Genomic DNA, 18309 nt, shown 5'->3' on the forward strand with positions numbered 1-18309 from the left:
CTCAGTCACCCAGATATTGAATGGTGATGTGGTATTTAAAAACGTGCTGCTCGATACTGATCGGCTCGCGTTTTCCTTTCCGATTCAGATACGTGATTTCCGTAACCAGTTTGCCGTTGGCGTTGCGCAGTTCGCGTGTGTCACCCATATCAATGAGCGTCCAGCCTTTCGGCAATTGTGGCTGCCAGGCGCTAATTGGCCAATGGCTGAGCATCACGTCAGCCAGCACCTGGCTGGCGGGCGGCAGTTGCGGCACGATGATTGATTGTTCGGTATGTAAGCCTTTTTCATCGTAAGTCACAAGAAACAGACGAATGCCGACCGACGACAGCCCGGCAAGCGTTATTTTCCTGTCGTCGGCGTTAAGCATTACCAACAGTGACTGGGTTTTGCCGTTAAAACTACCGGTCAGCAACTGTTGTGAATTAACCTGGGGGGAAATCCCCGGGGCAGGCAGCGTCACGCGTGTGCCCGGCTCCAGCCACGCTTGCGGACGGCCTTCCTGTTCCGGCTGTGAGTGGCTGCATCCGGTGAGAATTAACGTAGCGACCAGTGCGGCGGCGCGCCAGAATGTCTGTTTGATCATTTTCTTTTTTTCTCTTTTTTACCAGGCATCGCCAGTGGTGAAAGCAGGAATGCGGTGAAAATACCGCTCACCAGTACAATGCCAAAACTGCTGATGGCTTGAGTGGCGCTGAATACCAGCATGCCGAGCGTCAGGAGCGTGGTCATCATCGCCAGAGTGATAGCCAGCAGCGATGTCAGCGGTGTGCCGCGTGGATTACTGAAAAACAGCGTGTAGTTAATGCCGATTCCCAATACCAGCACCAGAGCCAGCAGTGAGAACAGGTTGAGCGCATGACCACTCAGGGCCAGTACCGCCAGACCACAACCTAAAGACAGCACTGAGGGTACCAGGCTGATAAAACCCTTACGCCAGCCAAGTCGGATGACAGCCCCGCAAGCGATTACCGCCAGCGCAATGCATAGCAGGCCGGTCAGGATATGGCGATACAGGGCGAAAAGCGTGTCGAAGCTGCTCTTACGGTCCACCCACGCGACGCCGGGATATTTCGCGCTGAGTGTGTTTAATGCCGTACTTTGTTTAACGCCTTCAACGGGAACCAGTACGCTGCTCTCGCCATCAGCCAGTGTCAGCCACAGTAACCGCCAGCCTTCGCTGGCTGAACTGGCAAGCCAGGCTTCGACTGTTACCGGCATGGCGGTAAGGTCGGGATTTACCGTTGCCAGTCCGGCGTGATTCAGGGCTTTCGTTACAGCGGGCGCAGCGTCTTTAAGCAGAGTGAGATCCTGTTGCTGTCGGGCGAGCGAATTTAGCGGAATAGTGCGATATCCGCCGAGTAATCCCTCTTTTTTCGCCTGTTCCAGCGCCGGAATAAAGGTTTCCAGCCGCTCCAGCGTTTGTTGTGCAGATTTGCCGTACACCACAAACCACTTCTGATCGACGCTTTGCCCGGTCAGGGCAGTAATCGCTTTTTCCTGAGCCAGAATATCCTGCGGCAGCGCCTGTAGCTGGGAGATATCATCGTCCACGCGCAGCGTCGCCATGCCTGCCAGCGAGAACAGCGCCAGCGCTACCGGCAGGCCAACGGCAAGTTTTTTATTGCGTCGCCAGGCGGCAAGCCAACGTAACATCAGCACCATCGCCGGAACCGGACGCACCGGCAGACTGCGGCACAGCCATGGGTGCCAGAAAATCACCGTCAGGCAGGAGGCGCTCAGACCCACCGCCGCGAATACCGCCATTTGACGGATTCCGGGGAAGGGGGCCAGCATCATGATCAGGTATGCTGCCACGGTGGTGAGTAACGCCAGCAGCAGTGCGTTACGCACTTTGGCGAGACTTTGCCATGGCGATGTTTCCGCACCGTGTACCATCCGCTCGGTCAGGTAGTAGAGCGTATAGTCAGCGGAAATGCCGATGATGCTCATGCTCATGACCAGCGTCATCAGGTGGAGTTCACCGAAAATCAGCAGCGTGACGACAGTACCCGCCAGCGCGCCAACGCCAATCGAAATCAGGCATAGCAGCAGCGGGCGCAGCGAGCGAAACACCGCCACAATCAGCAGTATCACCCCGATCACGGTAGCTATACCGAGGGTAGAGATGTCTTGTTTCGCCTGCTGGCTGGCGTAATCGCTATAGAACAGCGTCCCGCGCGACAACAGTTGTGCCTGGGGATATTGTGCTTTGAGTTCATTTTCCAGCGTAGTAAGCGTGGTGACCAGGTGGTGTGTCTGTTGCATATCAAACGATGAACCGGTCAGTTCGCCGTGCAGCAGATACCAGTAGTTGCCTTGTTCATCCTGAGTAACCAGCCAGCCATCCATCAGGCGCAAGCGCTGGCCGTTTTTGGCCATCGCCAGCTGCGAGCCGCGCATCAGCATCAGTGGATCGTTTTGCAGCTCTTTACCACTGACGCCGGAAAAGGCTGAGTAAAGTTGGGAGAGGATCCACTGGGCCTGCGCTTCACCGCCGTTTTGCAGTCGGGCGCGGGTGTCGTTATCTATCAGGCCGTTGCGATTTTGCCAGAAGAATGCCCCCCATGCCTGCTGGCTGTCGGCATCCATCGGGCCTTTCACCTGTGCCAGCGCGTGTGATTTTTGCAGCAACGTCAGCCAGCCGCGGGCCACCGCCGGGTCTGGCCGTTTACCGGGACTCACCAGCCAGACCAGTTGCCGGTCGAGGCGCTGCATGAAACCTTCGTTCAGGCTCGGTGGTATGGTCCCCAACGTCTGTTTTGGCAACATTGCCAGCACGCTGCTGTTGAGACGCGCCTGAGGTAGCAGCGTCAGCAAAACGCCCAGCAGTATCAGGCAGGCGATTCCCCATAACAGCGCGGGACGTTTACTGGGTTGCAAAGCGTTGGCGTTCGTCATCGGTCAGTCGCGCTGGCGTCAGTTGGTGTTGAGAAAGCGCGATATCGGTGCGATCGCCCTGTTTATCGTTGAGCTGAATACTCTCCAGATAGGTTTTTCCGGCTAAATCAATAGTCGCAAAAATCTTATCCAGCGGTGTGGTAATAGGCGTCAGGCGTAGTGTCCAGCGGCCTTCACCTAAATCTGCAAACTCTACACGGAAGTTCTGCTCCAGCACTTTACGATCCGCCTGGAATAACGCACGCAGCAGATGATTGAACTGGAACATTTGCGGGTTGTTATCGGCGGTGATGGTTTGTGGTGGCTGACCGTTAATCACCTGAACCATCCGTTTGTCATCCAGCAGCAACTGCATCGGGAACGGAGCGGTTTGATCCCACAGTAAGCCCTGGTCGCGTGCGATCAGCATCCGGCCCTGAGATCGCAACGGCTGCGGCAGATCCTTTATCGTCCGGGTTTGATCGAAGTGGGCACGGACTACCGGCTGTTCGGTAAAACGCTGTTGCAGGGAGTCAAGCGTCAGGGCGCTGACGAATGGGCTGATGAGTAACGCCAGCAGTGGCCATAATTTCATGGTGTGACCCCCATGCGTTCAAACAGAATATCCGGGCTGACGAAGCATAGCTCGCGACTTTTTTCGTCCACCGCGACCTGAATGGTGTAGCCCGTGGTGGCGCGTTTCCCTGTTTCAGCATCGAAAATTTCGTAGCCGATACGCAGACGATTTTCGAATTCCTTAATCTGAGCACGTACACGGATACGCTGTTCGAAGGTCAGGGCGTTACGGTATTTCACCCGTGTATCGACCACCGGCCACAGATAGCCAGATTCTTTCATCTGCCGATAGCCGTAATCGAACTGGTTCAGCAGTGCCTCACGGGCAATCTCGAAATAGCGGAAGTAGTTGCCATGCCACGCGACGCCCATCATATCGACGTCATGGAACGGAATAGTCAGCTCGACTTCAGCCGTAAATCGGGGATCGTTAAGCACCCTTTACTCCTTGTCTTTGGTATCCGGCAGTTGCCAGAAATCGAAAAAGTTAAACCAGTCAAGCGGCGACTGAAGCGCATAGTGCTCCAGGCGTTCGGCGTAGCGATCGATAGCATTCTGTAACGCGTGTTGCCGGCTGGCGCGCGGTAAGAGCAACGGGTCGGCAAACGGCTCGCAGTGAATGCGTAGTTTATTCTGCTGGCGCAGGGCAAAAATCAGATCGACCGGGCAGCGTAAAATAGACGCAAGGATAAACGGCCCCTGCGGGAAGGGAGCAGCTTGTCCCATAAAGCGGCTCCAGCAGACGCGCCATTCGCCGCCACGTTGGGTATTTACCGCGATGCGATCGCCGACGATGGCGATCCATTCTCCGCGCTCCAGTTTCTCTTTGAGCAGAATGGCGGTATCCGGGCCGATATCGTTCACCGGAAGCAGGTTTAGTCCGGCCTGTGGGGCCATCTCTTCCATGATTTGCCTGAAACGCTGGGCGTTCTCGCTGAATACCAGTGCATTGATGGTTTTGCTGCCCTGTAGTTGGGCCAGAGCCCTACAGGCTTCGACATCGCCCAGATGTGAAGCCAGCAGTAGTTTTCCCCGCGGATCGCTGACGTTTAACGCCTCTTCTGCGCCTGGCGCGAAAACCACATCGCGACCAAAGTGCAGTTCACCGCGCCAACTGGCAATTTTATCCAACATTGCGTCGCCAAAACGCAGGAAATGTTGATAGCTGGTCAGGTTTGACGGCACTGCCATCTGACGTGCGGTCAGTTGTGCCCGTACGCGGCTAATCCAGCTCTGAGATGCTTTACGAGCGGCCGAAGCCGTGAGCCAGTAAACGCCGACTACCGGATATAGCATCAGGGAAAATACCTTGCGTCCCAGAAAACGCCAGACCAGCACCATCAGACGCATTCCCCACAGCCCTTTGACCTCTTGCTGATGTGCCCAGTGTGTGGATGAGCGGCGAAGAAGCAGGGAAGGGATGCGCGGCAACATGCCAAAGAACAGGCGAGTATGCATCCGTGAAATGCGCAGGTTGTCTTTGAGCGCGTCGAAATGGGACAGTCCATCCAGTGGGTAGGTAACCCTGGTTGGAATAAAATAGCTGGTGTTGCCTTGCCAGTAGAGGCGTACCATCACTTCGGTGTCAAAATCCATTCGCTTGCCAAGCGTCACGCGCTGCGCCAGTTGAAGCGTTGGCGCAACCGGATACACCCGGAAACCGCACATGCTGTCTTTTAACTGCAGTGAAAGCGTTTCTATCCACACCCAGACGTGGGTTACCCAGCGTCCGTACAGGCGCGAGCGGGGAATTGAGCCATCGTAAATCGGTTGTCCGGAAATCAGCGCCGTCGGATGTTCTTTCGCCAGCGCAAGCAGTCTGGGAATATCTTCAATGTCATGCTGTCCGTCGGCATCCACTTGCACCGCATGGCTGAACCCTGCGTCTGCCGCGGCCTGCATTCCCCGGAGCACCGCAGCACCTTTGCCCGCGTTTACAGGCAGGCGGATTAATGTCAGATTGCTATTTTCAGCTGCCAGGCGAGCCAGTTCATCCCGTGTGGCGTCATCACTGCCATCGTCGACCACAATGCAGGGGAGGTCAAACGGCTGTAGACGTGCCAGTACGCGCGACATCATCGCGCCATGGTTGTAGCAAGGGATCAGCACGCAAGGGGAAAAGGTTAGTGACATAACCGAATCTTCCCGCTGCTGGCGGTATGACGCGCTTCGCCGTCGTGACGCTGGTAGCTGAAAGAGAGCATCTGACGCTCTTCCTGCCAGCTCAGACTCAGGGTTACGGTTGTTCCCGGCAGGAGCGGTGACTGGAATTTCACGTTCTGAATACTGTGAAAACGCCAGCCGGGGATCAGCAGCGTGGTGGCGTAATGCATCACCCAATCCAGCTGTGCAACGCCAGGCAGCAGTGGCTGCACAGCAAAATGCCCGCTGAACCAGAACAAAGAAGGGTCGAGATGTAAAACGATCTCAGCCTGTTGAGGCTGTGCCTGGTGGCGCTCGATTTCATGGGGTTTCATGAAATAACTCCTGTAATTGCGCATAGACACGCTTGTTCATACTGTTGACCGGGATTTCGTCAATCACGCGCCAGTAGCGAGGAACGGCGACCGGCTCCAGCCACGGCAGCAGCGAGCGCCTCCAGCTCAGCTCTTGCGGTTTCCCCCCGCATTCATGCCAGCGTTGACGCGCCTCGTTATCCAGCACTAACAGGACGCCAACTCCCTGACGCCCTCCGCGTGAGACGGGCAATGCCGCGACTTCGCGGATACCGTCCAGAGCCAGTAAGCGTTGCTCCACTTCGCTGAGTGAAATACGCTTCTCTTCAATTTTGACCACGCGACCCCGTCTACCCATCAGACGGAACTGCCCGCTTTCTGTAAAATGCAGAATATCGTCCAGCAACAGGCCATCATCAGCGGCGATAAGTGGAGAAAACACGCGAAATGCCTCGTTTTCTGGCTGGAATCTGACCCCAGGGAAGGGCTGCCATGCCACATCATCCCGCTGGCGATAACGCCAGGCGAGGATACCGGTTTCGGTGCTGCCGTAGATCTCATCGGGCCATACGTTCAGCCAGTCAGCGGCCTGCGTGACGTCCTGCCAGGGCAGCATGCCGCCTGCGGACAGAATCATCTCGACCGGCGGCGGGGTAAGCTGATGGTCGAGGCGTTTCAGAAACGCCGGGCTGCTGATAAACACATAGCGATGTTCATGGCTTAGCGCCGCCAACTGCTCGGCGTACCACAGCATTGCAGCATGTAACGGTAAACCTAAGGCCATTGGCAAGAAGATACGAAACGTCAGACCATACAGATGCTGTGGCACCACTGACGCGACCACCCGACAACCTGCCAGGCGATCGGCAAAACGCGTCGCGAGCAGCGCAGCTTCGTTATCCAGACGATTGATTGGCTTGATGACCCGTTTCGGCTGGCCGGTGGAGCCGGAGGTGAAGAGTTCCACGAAGGCGTCGCTGGGTATTGCCGGGAAAGTAATATCGTAGGTAGCGGGTTTCATGGCAGAACTGACAACCAGCAGTGCACCTTGCCAGTCCAGTGCTTTATCGCTCAGTACGCCATCAAACAGCGCATGCTGCTCGTTTAATAATGAAACACGGCAATGGCCAGGGATCACCGGTATTTTGCCTGCGTGGAGCGTTGCCAGCAGTGCGACGATAAATAAATAACTGTTCTCGAAGCACAATGCCCAGCGTTCACCTTCCTGCTGCTGCAGATGCGTTATCAACCGGGCCACATCATGGCGCAGATGACCAAGTGTCCAGGTGTGCTCTTCCTGCCACGCCACAGGCACTCCGTCCGGACGTGGGGCACTGAGCCATTGAGCAAGAGTGAGGGGCTGCTTCATTGGGTATCTCGTTTTATCATCTGTTGGCGAACTAACCACTCACCCGCCATGAGTGTTCCCATCAGCAGATAGGAGATCATACCGTTCCAGGTCGTCCACAGTGACATATCGCCATACAGTGCGGTAAAAAGCGCAACGCTGCCGTTAAGGATGAAAAAGGCGCACCAGATTTGCGTCACACGGCGAGTGTAGCGCACGCCTGCTTCGGGAAGGTTTGGGTCACGCAGTCGCGCCAGCCGTTCGACAATTGGCATGGCTGACCAGAGTGAGCCGCCAAATACCGCCAGCATGACGCCATTTACCACCACCGGATAAAACAGCAACAGTTGGTGCGTTTTGAGCAGATAGCTGGCAATGCACAGTGTGATGCCAGCGACCGCCACTACCTGTGTCACGACGCGCAACGGCCCCGCCTGTCGCCGGGTCTGGCGAAAGCGTAAAAACAGGAGTAGCGCCATCAACGGCAGCAGCCAGTGCAGGCTGTTATGCGCCAGGCCAAACCAGATTAAAAATGGCCAGGCCAACAGCAGTAAACCTGTTAGCAGTTGTACGACTGGCAGCGAGCGAGTGCCCGACACGGTGAGTTACGCTTCTTTGAGAAGGCGTTCTACCGCATCGACGACATCTTGTACGGTGCGTACTGCTTTGAACTCTTCCGGCTTGATTTTCTTACCGGTTTTCTTTTGCAGATGCACGATCATGTCGACGGCATCAATGCTGTCGAGCTCCAGATCTTCGTACAGGCGTGCCTCAGGCTTGATATCCTGTGGGTCGACTTCGAATAACTTAACCAGCAGCGAGGAGACTTCTTCGTAAATGGCTTTTTGTTCGGTCATAACGGACTATCCTCAGGCACGTTGCGCGTGAATGAAAGATGCCAGCGTGGCGACGGAGAAGAAGTGCTGGCGCATCTCTTCACTCTCAGCAGAGAGCACCACGCCATACTCGTTTTTCACCGCCAGACCCAGCTCCAGAGCATCGATCGAGTCCAGCCCTAAGCCATCACCAAAGAGTGCCGCTTCGGTTTCAATATCGTCAGCTGTCAGTTCGTCGAGATTCAGTGTCATTATAATGAGATTTTTGATTTCAAGATAAAGCGCTTGCATCATTAATTCCTGAAAGAGGTAAATTACCTGGTTGTAATTGAAGCAAAAGATGCCGGTTTAACTGCCTTGCGGCCAGCGCCGGTTCTTGTGAATTTGCATCGTAAAATTGATCGATTTTAACTCGTTCGTGTACTGAAATAGTAAATACGGGTTTTACCGATGGGACGTCATACCATTTGCTTTCTTTATCCAGCATTTGTTCGCTGCAGTTAATGGTCACTATGCGTAAATCGCTGCTGCAGCGCACAGCGATATTTGCTGCACCGCGCTGTAGCGTCATTTCCTCTCCGGGGCGTGTGCGAGTACCCTCGGGGAAAATTAAAATTGTATCGCCTTGTTCCAGCCGTTGCTGGCAGGCAGGCAATAGCGCATCGGCCTGACTATTAATCAGGTAATCTGCCGCCCGGACTACGCCGCCGAGGAACGGATTCTTCAGGAGCGCGCTTTTCACCAGGCAGTCCGTTTCCGGCATAACCGAGGCCAGTAGCACATAGTCGATTAGCGTCGGATGATTGGCGACCACCAGACACCCTCGCTCTTTGCGCAAGATGTCTCGTCCTTCAATGCGGTAATCCAGTACGCCAAGTCGTTTCGCCACGGTTAAAAAGAAACGAAAACTGGCGGCAATGCTGCGTCTGGCGATGCGCCGACGTCTGGTATTATTCCATATCGCAACTAACAATAAGTTAAACCAGATAGTAGAAAGCAGTAGTCCCCCGAGACCAAACAAGGCAAAGCAAAATCCGGTCATTACCAGCCGCCATCCCCAATTAAGGCGCAGAAGTATCCTGTTCATCCCTGACTCCACTGCCACTGCACGCGTTCACCCGGCAGGGTAAACGTATCGATATCCTGTAGATAGTGCTGTAAAAACAACAAGCTTTGCGGCAACGAGGTCTCACTATGGGCGCTATGCGGACGGGTTTTGCATTGCCAGGTATCACCTGATTCAATTACCAGCGCGACGGCAAATGGCCATGTCGGCATTTCAGGAGGCAGTTGTGGGTGATAAAACTCAGGCAGAAAACCGTCGAAATCGACCATTAACACGCGCTGATATCCCGCCTGCAACAGGCTCATGACTTCGCATAATCCTTGCTGGAATGTATCCCTGCCTGCAGAGAGTGAGGAAGAGACGATCGGTTTTTTTGCAGCGATAGTCAGGTTACCCACGGCGGAGTTATGCACAGAAAGGGCAAAATCGGTCGGTGAGAGTGCCTGCTCTGTCGCCAGGGCGTGCAGGATCCGGTAGTTACGCTCCAGTTCACCGTGGCGGCTGGTATAGAGGATGGCATCGATCTCATGGCTGCGTAGCATCGCCAGCCCGCAATCGACGGCCAGCTTGCTGCCGGAACTGAGGCGGCGAGCCGTCATCATCGGTAACTCACTGAGTTTAGCCAGTGGTGCGGCTGGATCGATAGCGTGCGAAAGCCGTGACCATTCATGCCACTGTGTCCTTTCGCTTAACCCTGGCGCCTTGGCCTGCCAGTCGATAATGTTTAATGCAAATTTCATCAACGCGCGTCCGCGATAAATCGGTAGTTCCGATTGTTTATTATTTTTTCTTCTGACATATCAATAAAGTATGTCCAACACCTAAGTTGTCGTGGCGTTCATCTATCTGAAATCCTGCCTGATTCAGATAGTGATAAAACTTCTCTACGCTGTAGAAACGGCTGTTGCCATTCGCCATACAGGTAAAATAAAGCGAAGACGCATTCAGGCTAAATGAGGCCGCTTCAAATTTTTGGGCATCCCAAAACAGTTCCATAATGCACAACTTTGCGCCGGGTTTCATCACGCGGGCAATATTGCTAAGCATGGTGATAATTTGTTCCGGAGAAAAACAATCCAGGAATTGGCTCATCCACCAGATATCCGCCTCGGCGGGTAAAGGCGAATCGCTAAGCATATCCACAGGATGGAAATTTATGCGATGAGATAATCCTGCATTTTCGATATTTTCACGTGCAAGTGCAATTTGTTGCGGTAAATCTAATAGGGTTACTGCAATATTGTCATCATGTTGACAACAACGTAATGCCCATTTCCCGGTATTTCCGCCAATATCGTACAGGGTTGCAGGGGCGCTGGCGAATACATATGGCAGTGCGGCGTCAAATGCCCCATCTGAATAGTAATGATCGAAAGCAAACCAACTTTCACGCGCAGCCGGCGGTAATTGCGACAGAGCGGGATAGATTGTTGGCCAGTCACCAAAGATTTTTAATCCAGCGGGTTTTCCTTCTTTCAGCGCATTCTCCAGATAGAACAAACCCTGATAACAAACATCCTGGGTGAAATCCATATTCACACGCGTCATCGTGTCATGTAAAAGAAAATGACCGACTTTAGCGAGGTAATAATGCCCCTCTTTATAGGTAATGATTCGCCCGCTTAACCCCATATCCAGCAGTATGCTGGCGGCATATTCGTTGATGGTACTGTTTTCAGTAATTTCGTCGAGTGTCGCGCCGCGTTTACCTTGCTTGTCCAGCCAGGCGAGTACTCCCGCATTTCGCAGGCACAACGCGGTTTGAAAAAGCATAGGGGCAAATGCGATTCGTTGTGCTTCAGTAATGGCATCCAGTGCGCTAAGCGAATCCTGTTCGTACATGTGGGAACAACCTGTTAAATGGCAGATAGTTAGAGTATCGGGCCTTATCGGCCCGACTTTAGGCATAATTACAGATTGGCACCGGTTGACAAATTGATCTGGATGTCTTTATCCAGATTGCGCACCCAGCGGTTATAGTTTTTGTGAATTTTCCCGCCTGAAGCCTGCAGATTGAGGCTGCTGTCATATTTGATGTCGTAGCTGGTGGCGGTATAGGTAATACGGACTTCAGCCACATGATCGCGGGTTTGCTGACGTGCTTTGATGACGCCAGGGCTAACCTCAGACATGATCCACTGGCGTTGAACGCCTGCTTTCAGAATTGCGGTTTTAACCTGATCCTGAGTGTGCCCTGCGCTAACGCTGGAGTGTACTTGATCAATCGGCGCGGTACGCGCACAACCTGCCAGCGCACCGACAACAGCAATTGCCGCAAACCATTTAATATACTGTTTCATTAAAACTCCCTATCAAAGTACTGTTTATACGTGTTAAATAATAAGCTGCGAAATAATGATCACCCGCATCACCTTGTGATTTTATTTAAGCTAAATTTGTGGTCTATTTCACAAGACTGATAGCAAGGTGATGGAATTACCTGAGTATAATATTCTATGTTTTTCTGCAACGGAAAGTCTACGTCGCTATTGTCGGTGATAAGTATAGGTTGTCAAGCAAACGATATCAATGGAAATAACCTTTAAATATAGAGGGTTGGTTTGGGTTAAATGACTTTTGAAATTTATTGTTTTGTATATTCAATTCATGAATTTAATGTATTCACTTAAATAAGATAATGAACTCATTTTCATTATCTTATTTATGGCAAATCGGCATATATATCTACGCTTATACCAGTTTAATGGTCGTGTAAGAACTACCCCGGTTGGTAGTTTTTTCAGGGAAGCCGGCTTTTGGGTCTGCCTGGTCCAAGTAAAATAGCCAGTTTGCTGCCGCCTGTGGTGGTTTCCATCCAAATTTTGCACACGCTGGTTAATGGTACGGAGAGCAGCATTCCTACCGGGCCGAGTAGCCATCCCCATACCAGCAAGGAGAGAAATACGATCAGCGTCGACAATCCTAAGCGATGTCCCATCATGCGTGGCTCAAGGATGTTACCAATCACCATATGTACCGCCAGAAAAAGTGCGCCAACGAGCACGCATTCGTAGATGCCATTGAACAACAGTGCCTGGATCATCGGTGGTACGGCGGAAATGACGGAACCAATATTGGGTACGTAATTTAACAGGAATGCCAGTACGCCCCACATCAGAGCAAACTGAATACCCATTAGCGCAAGCCCAAGCCAGATGATAGCTCCTGTCCATAGGCTGAGTAGCGTTTTTAGCGCCAGATAGTGAGAGACGCCCTTTAATGCCCGATGAAGACCAGCAATATGGATTTGCGGATTATTCAGCGCAAAACGCATTTTGTAGGGGACATGGCGTACTTCAAACAGCATAAATACCACCGTCATTACCAGCAGGACGACGCTTGCCATCGCACCGGAAACTCCGGTCATCAGCGTGGTTGTAAAGGTCATCAGCTTGTCAGAATCAATGCGTTGTAGCATGCGCTCTGGCGACATATGCAGATTAAGAAAGGGCATCATATCCTGCAGATACAGTACCTTGCGTGTTAGCTCCTTGTTGTACTTTGGCAGCATGCCGATAAACTCATTGACTGAGGAAGCAAGAACACCCACCAGCGCGGTGAGAACGATCAACATCACCATCACTACCAGCGTAATGGCGATCGGTCGACGTACTCCCCGGCGAATAAACCAGGTGACCAGTGGATTCAATACAATGGCAAAAAAGAGGGCCAGCAGTAGTTGCACAATAATATCTGCGGCGGCATGTATGCCTGCGAGGATAACAACCAGAGCGGCAAGTTTGAGCAGAATGTGCAAACCCGTTTTATCGGGCGGAGAGGTTGTCATGTATTCTTCCTTTTTACGTTTTGCATTAAGTGTAGCGGCTGGCTTGCGACAGATATTCCTAATCTGGCTGCTGATTTCTCTTCTGCAACATGGTAGATATGAAACACTGTTGTAAAAATGTGGTGACCCTCCATGCCCGAACCCGTCGCTGAACCAACGTTTAGCGGATTACGTCTCAATCTGCGCATTGTCTCCGTGGTGATGTTTAACTTCGCCAGCTACCTGACTATCGGCTTGCCGCTCGCGGTTCTGCCGGGGTATGTCCATGATGTTATGGGCTTTAGCGCCTTCTGGGCCGGACTGGTGATTAGCCTGCAGTATTTCGCCACGCTACTGAGTCGTCCCCATGCTGGTCGATATGCCGATCTGCTGGGGCCGAAGAAGATCGTAGTTTTCGGACTGTGTGGCTGCTTTTTAAGTGGTCTGGGCTATTTGCTGGCAGGTTCGACCAGCGGCTGGCCAATGGCGAGTTTGCTGCTGCTGTGTCTGGGACGCGTGATACTGGGAATTGGGCAAAGTTTTGCTGGCACGGGATCCACGTTGTGGGGCGTGGGAGTAGTGGGGTCAATACACATTGGCCGGGTGATTTCGTGGAATGGCATCGTCACCTACGGCGCGATGGCGATAGGCGCACCACTAGGCGTACTGTGCTATGCCTGGGGCGGATTACAAGGACTGGCATTAACCGTCATGGGGGTGGCGCTACTGGCGATACTGCTGGCACTCCCTCGCCCGGCAGTGAAGGCCAGCAAGGGCAAACCGCTGCCGTTTCGCGCGGTACTCGGACGCGTCTGGTTGTATGGCATGGCGCTGGCGCTGGCCTCCGCAGGATTTGGGGTGATCGCCACCTTTATTACGCTGTTTTATGACGCCAAAGGTTGGGACGGTGCTGCATTTGCGCTAACGCTGTTCAGTTGCACGTTTGTCGGTACTCGTTTGTTATTCCCAAATGGTATCAATCGGTTAGGTGGTTTGAATGTGGCGATGATCTGCTTCAGCGTAGAGATCGTTGGGCTGCTGCTGGTAGGGATGGCATCCATGCCGTGGATGGCGAAAATAGGCGTTTTGCTGGCAGGTGCGGGATTCTCGCTGGTCTTCCCCGCGTTGGGCGTAGTGGCGGTAAAAGCTGTACCGCAACAGAATCAGGGTGCTGCGCTGGCAACTTATACGGTGTTTATGGATTTATCGCTAGGGGTCACCGGGCCGCTGGCGGGGTTGGTGATGACATGGGCGGACGTGCCAGTTATCTATCTGGCGGCAGCCGGGCTGGTTGCGGTGGCGTTCCTGCTGACCTGGAGGCTAAAAAAACGGCCCCCGATTGCATCATCGGAGGCCGCATCATCATCTTAACGATTACTGGATAACCAGGGTGTTAATGATATTTTCTGCGGTAGTCTGCGCTTTCTGCTGATCGTCAGCAGGCAACGTGATTTGCAGAGTCAGCAGTTGGTTGTTGACTTTCCCCAGTACCACGGAAGAGTAAGCAGTCTGGCCTTTCGCGGAGATGATGCTGTCTAACTGCTGAAGAGTGTGACCTTTCAGTTCAATCGACTTGTTAGTGACCACCTGTAACTGCGGGTCACGGCTGCGCTGCTGATCTTCCAGACGTTTTGCCAGAACAGCCAGGTCTTCGCTGGTATCGTCGCCGACAATCACAATCACTGCTTTTTGGCCGGTAGCATCAGAGTACACGTGCATGTTGTTGGCCTGAGTACCCAGCTTGCCGCTCTGATCGGTCATGTCTGCTGGCAGGGAAAAACTGAGTTTGCCATCCAGCAGGCTAACCGGTTGTCCGGTAGCGCTACTTTCTGCGGCAGCACCCTCTGCTGGCGCTTTTGAATCGCTATTATCACAGGCCGCAAGCCCCATAACCAGCAGGCCAATACCGACATATTTAACCAGATTGCGCATTGACTTCTTCCTTTCGATAAACGGCCATAACGGCTCATTCGTCCATCTTATCACAACTCGGAAAATGAACCTTTAACTCGTCTGCAATGCCGATATTTCGGATTTATCTGCCAGCCTTTTCAGTAACATATTCAACAGCACGCCGTACATCGGCAGGAAGAAAATAATACTGATCAGCACCTTGAAGCAGTAATCAACAAGCGCGATTTCCATCCAGTGCTCTGCCATAAAGGCATCCGGGCTACGCCAAAAGGCGATAAAGAAGAAGGCCAGCGTATCGCTGATATTGCCAAACAACGTTGAAGCCGTGGGTGCCAGCCACCAGCGACGGTTCTGACGCAGACGGTTGAAGACATGCACGTCCAGAATTTGTCCCAGTGCGTAGGCCATAAAGCTGGCGGCGGCGATACGGGCAACAAACAGGTTAAAGTGCAGCAGCGCGCCGAATCCCTGCCAGGATCCCATATAAAACAGTGCTGAAATAACATATGAGATCAGCAGCGCGGGGACCATCACTGCAAAGATGATGCGTCGTGCCAGCGGCGCGCCAAAAATACGTACGGTCAGGTCGGTTGCGAGGAAAATAAACGGAAAGCTAAAAGCACCCCATGTGGTATGAAAACCAAAGATGGAGATCGGAAGCTGCACCAGATAGTTGCTGGAGGTGATCACCAGCAGATGAAATAGCGATAGCCAGAACAACGCTTTTACGCGCTGAGTTTGTGTAAACGGAGTCATATTGTGACCTTTTTGTTGGATGGGGTGAGGGAACCCAATAAAAAACCGTCGCATGATACTGCTTTAAGAGCACATTGCAATGGTTGTTTTTCACGCAATCGTTAACCTGATTGGCTTACTGACCAACAGAGCGTAAAATAACGCCGTTTTTTATTGAACGAGATAATGATGAGCGATTTGTTTACCTCTCCCGACCATACCCTTGATGCACAGGGACTGCGCTGCCCGGAACCGGTAATGATGGTGCGTAAAACCGTACGCGGCATGCAGGCCGGAGAAACGCTGCTGATTGTCGCGGACGATCCGGCGACAACCCGCGATATTCCCGGCTTCTGCACGTTTATGGAGCATGAGTTGGTGGCAAAAGAGACCGACTCTCTGCCGTACCGTTATTTAGTGCGTAAGGGTCAGTAATCGCTGCCGGATGCCGACGCTAAAGCGTCCCATCCGGCCGACAAAACGCGTTATCCTTTACGTAACAGCCGCAACGCGTTGGCAGTCACAAGAACCGTCGCCCCCGTATCTGCCAGCACCGCCAGCCACAATCCGGTGATCCCGAGCAGTGTGGTAATCAGAAAAATTCCCTTCAGTCCCAGCGCAATCGCAATATTCTGACGAATATTGGCGTGAGTGGCGCGCGCCAGTTGAATCATTTGTACCAGACCACGCAAACGGTTATGGGTCAGGGCGGCGTCTGCGGTTTCCAGCGCGACGTCGGTCCCGCTTCCCATTGCAATGCCGATAGTGGCGGCTTTCATTGCCGGAGCGTCGTTAATTCCGTCACCGACCATTGCTAGAGGCGACTGCTGGTTCAGGCTGGTTACCACCCGAACTTTGTCTTCCGGCAGTAGCCCGGCTTTGAACTCCAGACCCAGTTCACTGGCAATCGCTGCTGCCGCTCGTGGATTATCGCCGGTGAGGATCACACCTTTCACACCTAACTGATGAAGCTCGCTGATGGCGGTGCGGGCGTCGTCACGCAACGTATCCTGCAAGGCAATTACACCCAACACGGCATTGTTGCGCAGCACCAGCACTACCGTTTGTCCTGCGCTTTCCAGTTCACTTATCTGCCCGGTAAAGGCTTCGGCAGGTTGCTTACCTGCGGCGCAAATCAGCACGCGTTCGCCATTAACCTGCGCTTCAATGCCTGAACCAACCAGCGCACGCTGTGCTTTGGCCCCTGGGATGGTCAATTCACGGGTTTGTGCTTCGCGAACAATCGCCTGTGCCAGTGGATGCGTGGCACCTTGTTCTACCGCCGCCGCCAGTGCCAGGAGTTCGGACTCGCTGATATTGCTCGCTGGATGAATGGCTGTTACGCGGGGTTTACCTACAGTCAGCGTTCCGGTTTTATCAAACGCCACCTGAGTGACTCTGCCCAGTTGTTCCAGTGCCGCACCGCCTTTAATGAGCGCCCCACGACGTGCCGCTGCTGCCAGACCGGAGGTGATCGCTGCAGGCGTAGAGATAACCAATGCGCATGGACAACCAATCAACAACAGCGTCAGCCCTTTATAAATCCACTCCTGCCAGGATGCAGCAAACAGCAGCGGCGGCACGAGGGTGACCAGCAGGGCAACCGCCATAATAGCTGGGGTGTAAATCCGGCTGAAGCGGTCAATAAAACGCTCAATGGGCGCGCGACGCTCGTCGGCTTCTTCAATCAGTTTCAGAATGCGGTCAATGGCGCTGGCACCGGGTTCAGAGAGAACTTCAAGTGTGACCAGACGGTCGACGCTGGTTGCGCCCGCCGGGACTTTTTCGCCGGTTGCGCGTTCAACCGGGATAGATTCGCCGGTGAGTGCGCTTTCATCAAAACTGGCAAAATCGGAGACCAGTTTGCCATCGGCAGGTAAACGTCCACCCGCGGCAACTTCGATAATGTCGCCAGGCTGGAGAGTATTAATGGAGACCTCTTCACGCTTGCCATTATGCAGGCGTGTGGCGGTTTCTGGTTTCAGTGCCATCAGGGCGCTGACGCCTTTACGGGCGCGGCTGGCTGCCCATCCTTCCAGGCGTTCGCCAATTAAGAACAGCAGTAAAACCATCGCGGCTTCAGCCGTGGCACCAATAAACAGCGCGCCAATGGCGGCAACGCTCATCAGTGTTTCAATGGCGAAGTAGCTGCCGGTTTTCATCAGGCGCAGGGCCTGACGGGCAATGGGATACAGACCAACCAGCGTGGTGGCGATAAACGCCATCTGACCAAAGGGGTGATTGAACTGCTCCAGTCCCCAACTGATAGCCATCATGATGACTAGCGTAATCAGCGGCAGGTTCTCTTTAAATCGGGACTCGGGGGCCTCTTGCGGAGCCTGCTCATCGCGCAGGGTATAGCCTGCCTTTTGCACCGCGTTTTCAATTTGTTGGCGGATATCGGCGTCGGTATTGACCACCAGTTTTTCAGTCGCGAACAGCACCTGAACGTGATTGACACCCCTGACCTGACGGACCGCATTTTCAACTTTACGGGCGCAAGCAGCGCAATCCATACCCGCTACTTTCCAGGAATAGCGAGTACCTTCAACGGCATCGGAAACGGGCGGTGGGGTTGAGCAACTCCCTTCACAGCAGCAGTCATCTGCCTTCTGTGGTGCAGGAGCAAGCTTGAATGAAGAAAACTGTGGGGCCTTTTTGCCATTGGCATCTGGTGTCGACATGGCATCCTCCGGTCGATAATCATTTCGTATTAACCGGAGGATACACTC

At 53.4% G+C, this 18309-nt stretch carries 20 protein-coding genes; 2 read left to right on the plus strand and 18 right to left on the minus strand.

Annotated elements, in window-relative coordinates:
• Position 1: 1 nt before the first annotated feature.
• The 15 genes from LG384_RS18735 to LG384_RS18805 form a co-directional block, all read right to left on the minus strand.
• A complete protein-coding gene (locus LG384_RS18735) occupies positions 2–586 on the minus strand; it encodes a DUF3261 domain-containing protein (RefSeq protein ID WP_048222974.1) in 585 nt (194 codons plus the stop codon).
• Positions 583–2901, minus strand: coding sequence for an MMPL family transporter (locus LG384_RS18740; protein WP_225761370.1), 2319 nt, complete (start codon positions 2899–2901; stop codon positions 583–585). The genes LG384_RS18735 and LG384_RS18740 overlap by 4 nt, the downstream gene beginning before the upstream one ends.
• Positions 2870–3475 (minus strand): outer membrane lipoprotein carrier protein LolA, encoded by a 606-nt coding sequence (locus LG384_RS18745; protein WP_225761371.1) that lies wholly within the window; start codon positions 3473–3475, stop codon positions 2870–2872. Before LG384_RS18745 ends, LG384_RS18740 begins: the two co-directional genes overlap by 32 nt.
• Positions 3472–3894, minus strand: coding sequence for a thioesterase family protein (locus LG384_RS18750; protein ID WP_045448568.1), 423 nt, complete (start codon positions 3892–3894; stop codon positions 3472–3474). Before LG384_RS18750 ends, LG384_RS18745 begins: the two co-directional genes overlap by 4 nt.
• A 3-nt stretch (positions 3895–3897) precedes the next feature.
• Positions 3898–5589, minus strand: coding sequence for a glycosyltransferase (locus LG384_RS18755; RefSeq protein ID WP_048222967.1), 1692 nt, complete (start codon positions 5587–5589; stop codon positions 3898–3900).
• Positions 5580–5933, minus strand: coding sequence for a beta-hydroxyacyl-ACP dehydratase (locus LG384_RS18760; RefSeq protein ID WP_045448564.1), 354 nt, complete (start codon positions 5931–5933; stop codon positions 5580–5582). The genes LG384_RS18755 and LG384_RS18760 overlap by 10 nt, the downstream gene beginning before the upstream one ends.
• The gene (locus LG384_RS18765) at positions 5920–7281 is read right to left on the minus strand and encodes an AMP-binding protein (protein WP_045448562.1); all 1362 of its coding nucleotides are present in this window, start codon (positions 7279–7281) and stop codon (positions 5920–5922) included. The genes LG384_RS18760 and LG384_RS18765 overlap by 14 nt, the downstream gene beginning before the upstream one ends.
• Complete coding sequence (locus LG384_RS18770; RefSeq protein ID WP_045448560.1) at positions 7278–7859, minus strand: hypothetical protein; 582 nt, start codon at positions 7857–7859, stop codon at positions 7278–7280. The genes LG384_RS18765 and LG384_RS18770 overlap by 4 nt, the downstream gene beginning before the upstream one ends.
• A 6-nt stretch (positions 7860–7865) precedes the next feature.
• Positions 7866–8117: an acyl carrier protein gene (locus LG384_RS18775; RefSeq protein ID WP_005121566.1), complete on the minus strand. Its 252-nt coding sequence runs from the start codon at positions 8115–8117 to the stop codon at positions 7866–7868.
• A gap of 12 nt (positions 8118–8129) precedes the next feature.
• Positions 8130–8387 carry a phosphopantetheine-binding protein gene (locus tag LG384_RS18780; RefSeq protein WP_225761599.1) on the minus strand — a complete coding sequence of 86 codons (258 nt, stop codon included), beginning with the start codon at positions 8385–8387 and terminating at the stop codon, positions 8130–8132.
• Complete coding sequence (locus LG384_RS18785; protein WP_225761372.1) at positions 8368–9183, minus strand: 1-acyl-sn-glycerol-3-phosphate acyltransferase; 816 nt, start codon at positions 9181–9183, stop codon at positions 8368–8370. The genes LG384_RS18780 and LG384_RS18785 overlap by 20 nt, the downstream gene beginning before the upstream one ends.
• Positions 9180–9902 carry a beta-ketoacyl synthase chain length factor gene (locus LG384_RS18790; protein ID WP_225761373.1) on the minus strand — a complete coding sequence of 241 codons (723 nt, stop codon included), beginning with the start codon at positions 9900–9902 and terminating at the stop codon, positions 9180–9182. Before LG384_RS18790 ends, LG384_RS18785 begins: the two co-directional genes overlap by 4 nt.
• Positions 9903–9942: 40 nt before the next feature.
• Positions 9943–11004, minus strand: coding sequence for a class I SAM-dependent methyltransferase (locus tag LG384_RS18795; RefSeq protein WP_225761374.1), 1062 nt, complete (start codon positions 11002–11004; stop codon positions 9943–9945).
• 68 nt (positions 11005–11072) lie between these two features.
• Positions 11073–11450: a hypothetical protein gene (locus LG384_RS18800; protein ID WP_144243109.1), complete on the minus strand. Its 378-nt coding sequence runs from the start codon at positions 11448–11450 to the stop codon at positions 11073–11075.
• A 452-nt stretch (positions 11451–11902) separates the two neighbouring features.
• Positions 11903–12949 (minus strand): AI-2E family transporter, encoded by a 1047-nt coding sequence (locus tag LG384_RS18805; RefSeq protein WP_045448548.1) that lies wholly within the window; start codon positions 12947–12949, stop codon positions 11903–11905.
• A 132-nt stretch (positions 12950–13081) separates the two neighbouring features.
• Here LG384_RS18805 and LG384_RS18810 point away from each other — a divergent pair, with 132 nt between their 5' ends.
• Complete coding sequence (locus tag LG384_RS18810; RefSeq protein ID WP_045448546.1) at positions 13082–14299, plus strand: MFS transporter; 1218 nt, start codon at positions 13082–13084, stop codon at positions 14297–14299.
• Between the two features lie 3 nt (positions 14300–14302).
• Here LG384_RS18810 and LG384_RS18815 read toward each other — a convergent pair whose 3' ends face one another.
• Both LG384_RS18815 and LG384_RS18820 read right to left on the minus strand, forming a co-directional pair.
• Positions 14303–14860 (minus strand): DcrB family lipoprotein, encoded by a 558-nt coding sequence (locus tag LG384_RS18815; RefSeq protein ID WP_045448544.1) that lies wholly within the window; start codon positions 14858–14860, stop codon positions 14303–14305.
• 72 nt (positions 14861–14932) lie between these two features.
• Positions 14933–15598 (minus strand): 7-cyano-7-deazaguanine/7-aminomethyl-7-deazaguanine transporter, encoded by a 666-nt coding sequence (locus tag LG384_RS18820; RefSeq protein WP_045448542.1) that lies wholly within the window; start codon positions 15596–15598, stop codon positions 14933–14935.
• Between the two features lie 168 nt (positions 15599–15766).
• Between LG384_RS18820 and tusA the strand changes: the two genes are divergently transcribed.
• Positions 15767–16012: a sulfurtransferase TusA gene (tusA, locus tag LG384_RS18825; RefSeq protein ID WP_003827551.1), complete on the plus strand. Its 246-nt coding sequence runs from the start codon at positions 15767–15769 to the stop codon at positions 16010–16012.
• A 50-nt stretch (positions 16013–16062) separates the two neighbouring features.
• Here the strand turns inward: tusA and zntA are convergent, their stop codons facing one another.
• Complete coding sequence (gene zntA / locus LG384_RS18830) at positions 16063–18261, minus strand: Zn(II)/Cd(II)/Pb(II) translocating P-type ATPase ZntA (RefSeq protein ID WP_225761375.1); 2199 nt, start codon at positions 18259–18261, stop codon at positions 16063–16065.
• Between the last annotated feature and the right edge of the window lie 48 nt (positions 18262–18309).

Source organism: Citrobacter sp. Marseille-Q3906 (genome assembly GCF_916618775.1).
GTDB lineage: Bacteria > Pseudomonadota > Gammaproteobacteria > Enterobacterales > Enterobacteriaceae > Citrobacter > Citrobacter murliniae.

Excerpts from the sequence above, each read along its gene's own strand:
- LG384_RS18735 (WP_048222974.1), bottom strand. The coding sequence starts at position 586 with ATGATCAAACAGACATTCTGGCGCGCCGCCGCACTGGTCGCTACGTTA.
- LG384_RS18740 (WP_225761370.1), bottom strand. The coding sequence starts at position 2,901 with ATGACGAACGCCAACGCTTTGCAACCCAGTAAACGTCCCGCGCTGTTA.
- LG384_RS18745 (WP_225761371.1), bottom strand. The coding sequence starts at position 3,475 with ATGAAATTATGGCCACTGCTGGCGTTACTCATCAGCCCATTCGTCAGC.
- LG384_RS18755 (WP_048222967.1), bottom strand. The coding sequence starts at position 5,589 with ATGTCACTAACCTTTTCCCCTTGCGTGCTGATCCCTTGCTACAACCAT.
- LG384_RS18760 (WP_045448564.1), bottom strand. The coding sequence starts at position 5,933 with ATGAAACCCCATGAAATCGAGCGCCACCAGGCACAGCCTCAACAGGCT.
- LG384_RS18765 (WP_045448562.1), bottom strand. The coding sequence starts at position 7,281 with ATGAAGCAGCCCCTCACTCTTGCTCAATGGCTCAGTGCCCCACGTCCG.
- LG384_RS18775 (WP_005121566.1), bottom strand. The coding sequence starts at position 8,117 with ATGACCGAACAAAAAGCCATTTACGAAGAAGTCTCCTCGCTGCTGGTT.
- LG384_RS18780 (WP_225761599.1), bottom strand. The coding sequence starts at position 8,387 with ATGCAAGCGCTTTATCTTGAAATCAAAAATCTCATTATAATGACACTG.
- LG384_RS18785 (WP_225761372.1), bottom strand. The coding sequence starts at position 9,183 with ATGAACAGGATACTTCTGCGCCTTAATTGGGGATGGCGGCTGGTAATG.
- LG384_RS18790 (WP_225761373.1), bottom strand. The coding sequence starts at position 9,902 with ATGAAATTTGCATTAAACATTATCGACTGGCAGGCCAAGGCGCCAGGG.
- LG384_RS18795 (WP_225761374.1), bottom strand. The coding sequence starts at position 11,004 with ATGTACGAACAGGATTCGCTTAGCGCACTGGATGCCATTACTGAAGCA.
- LG384_RS18805 (WP_045448548.1), bottom strand. The coding sequence starts at position 12,949 with ATGACAACCTCTCCGCCCGATAAAACGGGTTTGCACATTCTGCTCAAA.
- LG384_RS18810 (WP_045448546.1), top strand. The coding sequence starts at position 13,082 with ATGCCCGAACCCGTCGCTGAACCAACGTTTAGCGGATTACGTCTCAAT.
- LG384_RS18815 (WP_045448544.1), bottom strand. The coding sequence starts at position 14,860 with ATGCGCAATCTGGTTAAATATGTCGGTATTGGCCTGCTGGTTATGGGG.
- LG384_RS18820 (WP_045448542.1), bottom strand. The coding sequence starts at position 15,598 with ATGACTCCGTTTACACAAACTCAGCGCGTAAAAGCGTTGTTCTGGCTA.
- tusA (WP_003827551.1), top strand. The coding sequence starts at position 15,767 with ATGAGCGATTTGTTTACCTCTCCCGACCATACCCTTGATGCACAGGGA.
- zntA (WP_225761375.1), bottom strand. The coding sequence starts at position 18,261 with ATGTCGACACCAGATGCCAATGGCAAAAAGGCCCCACAGTTTTCTTCA.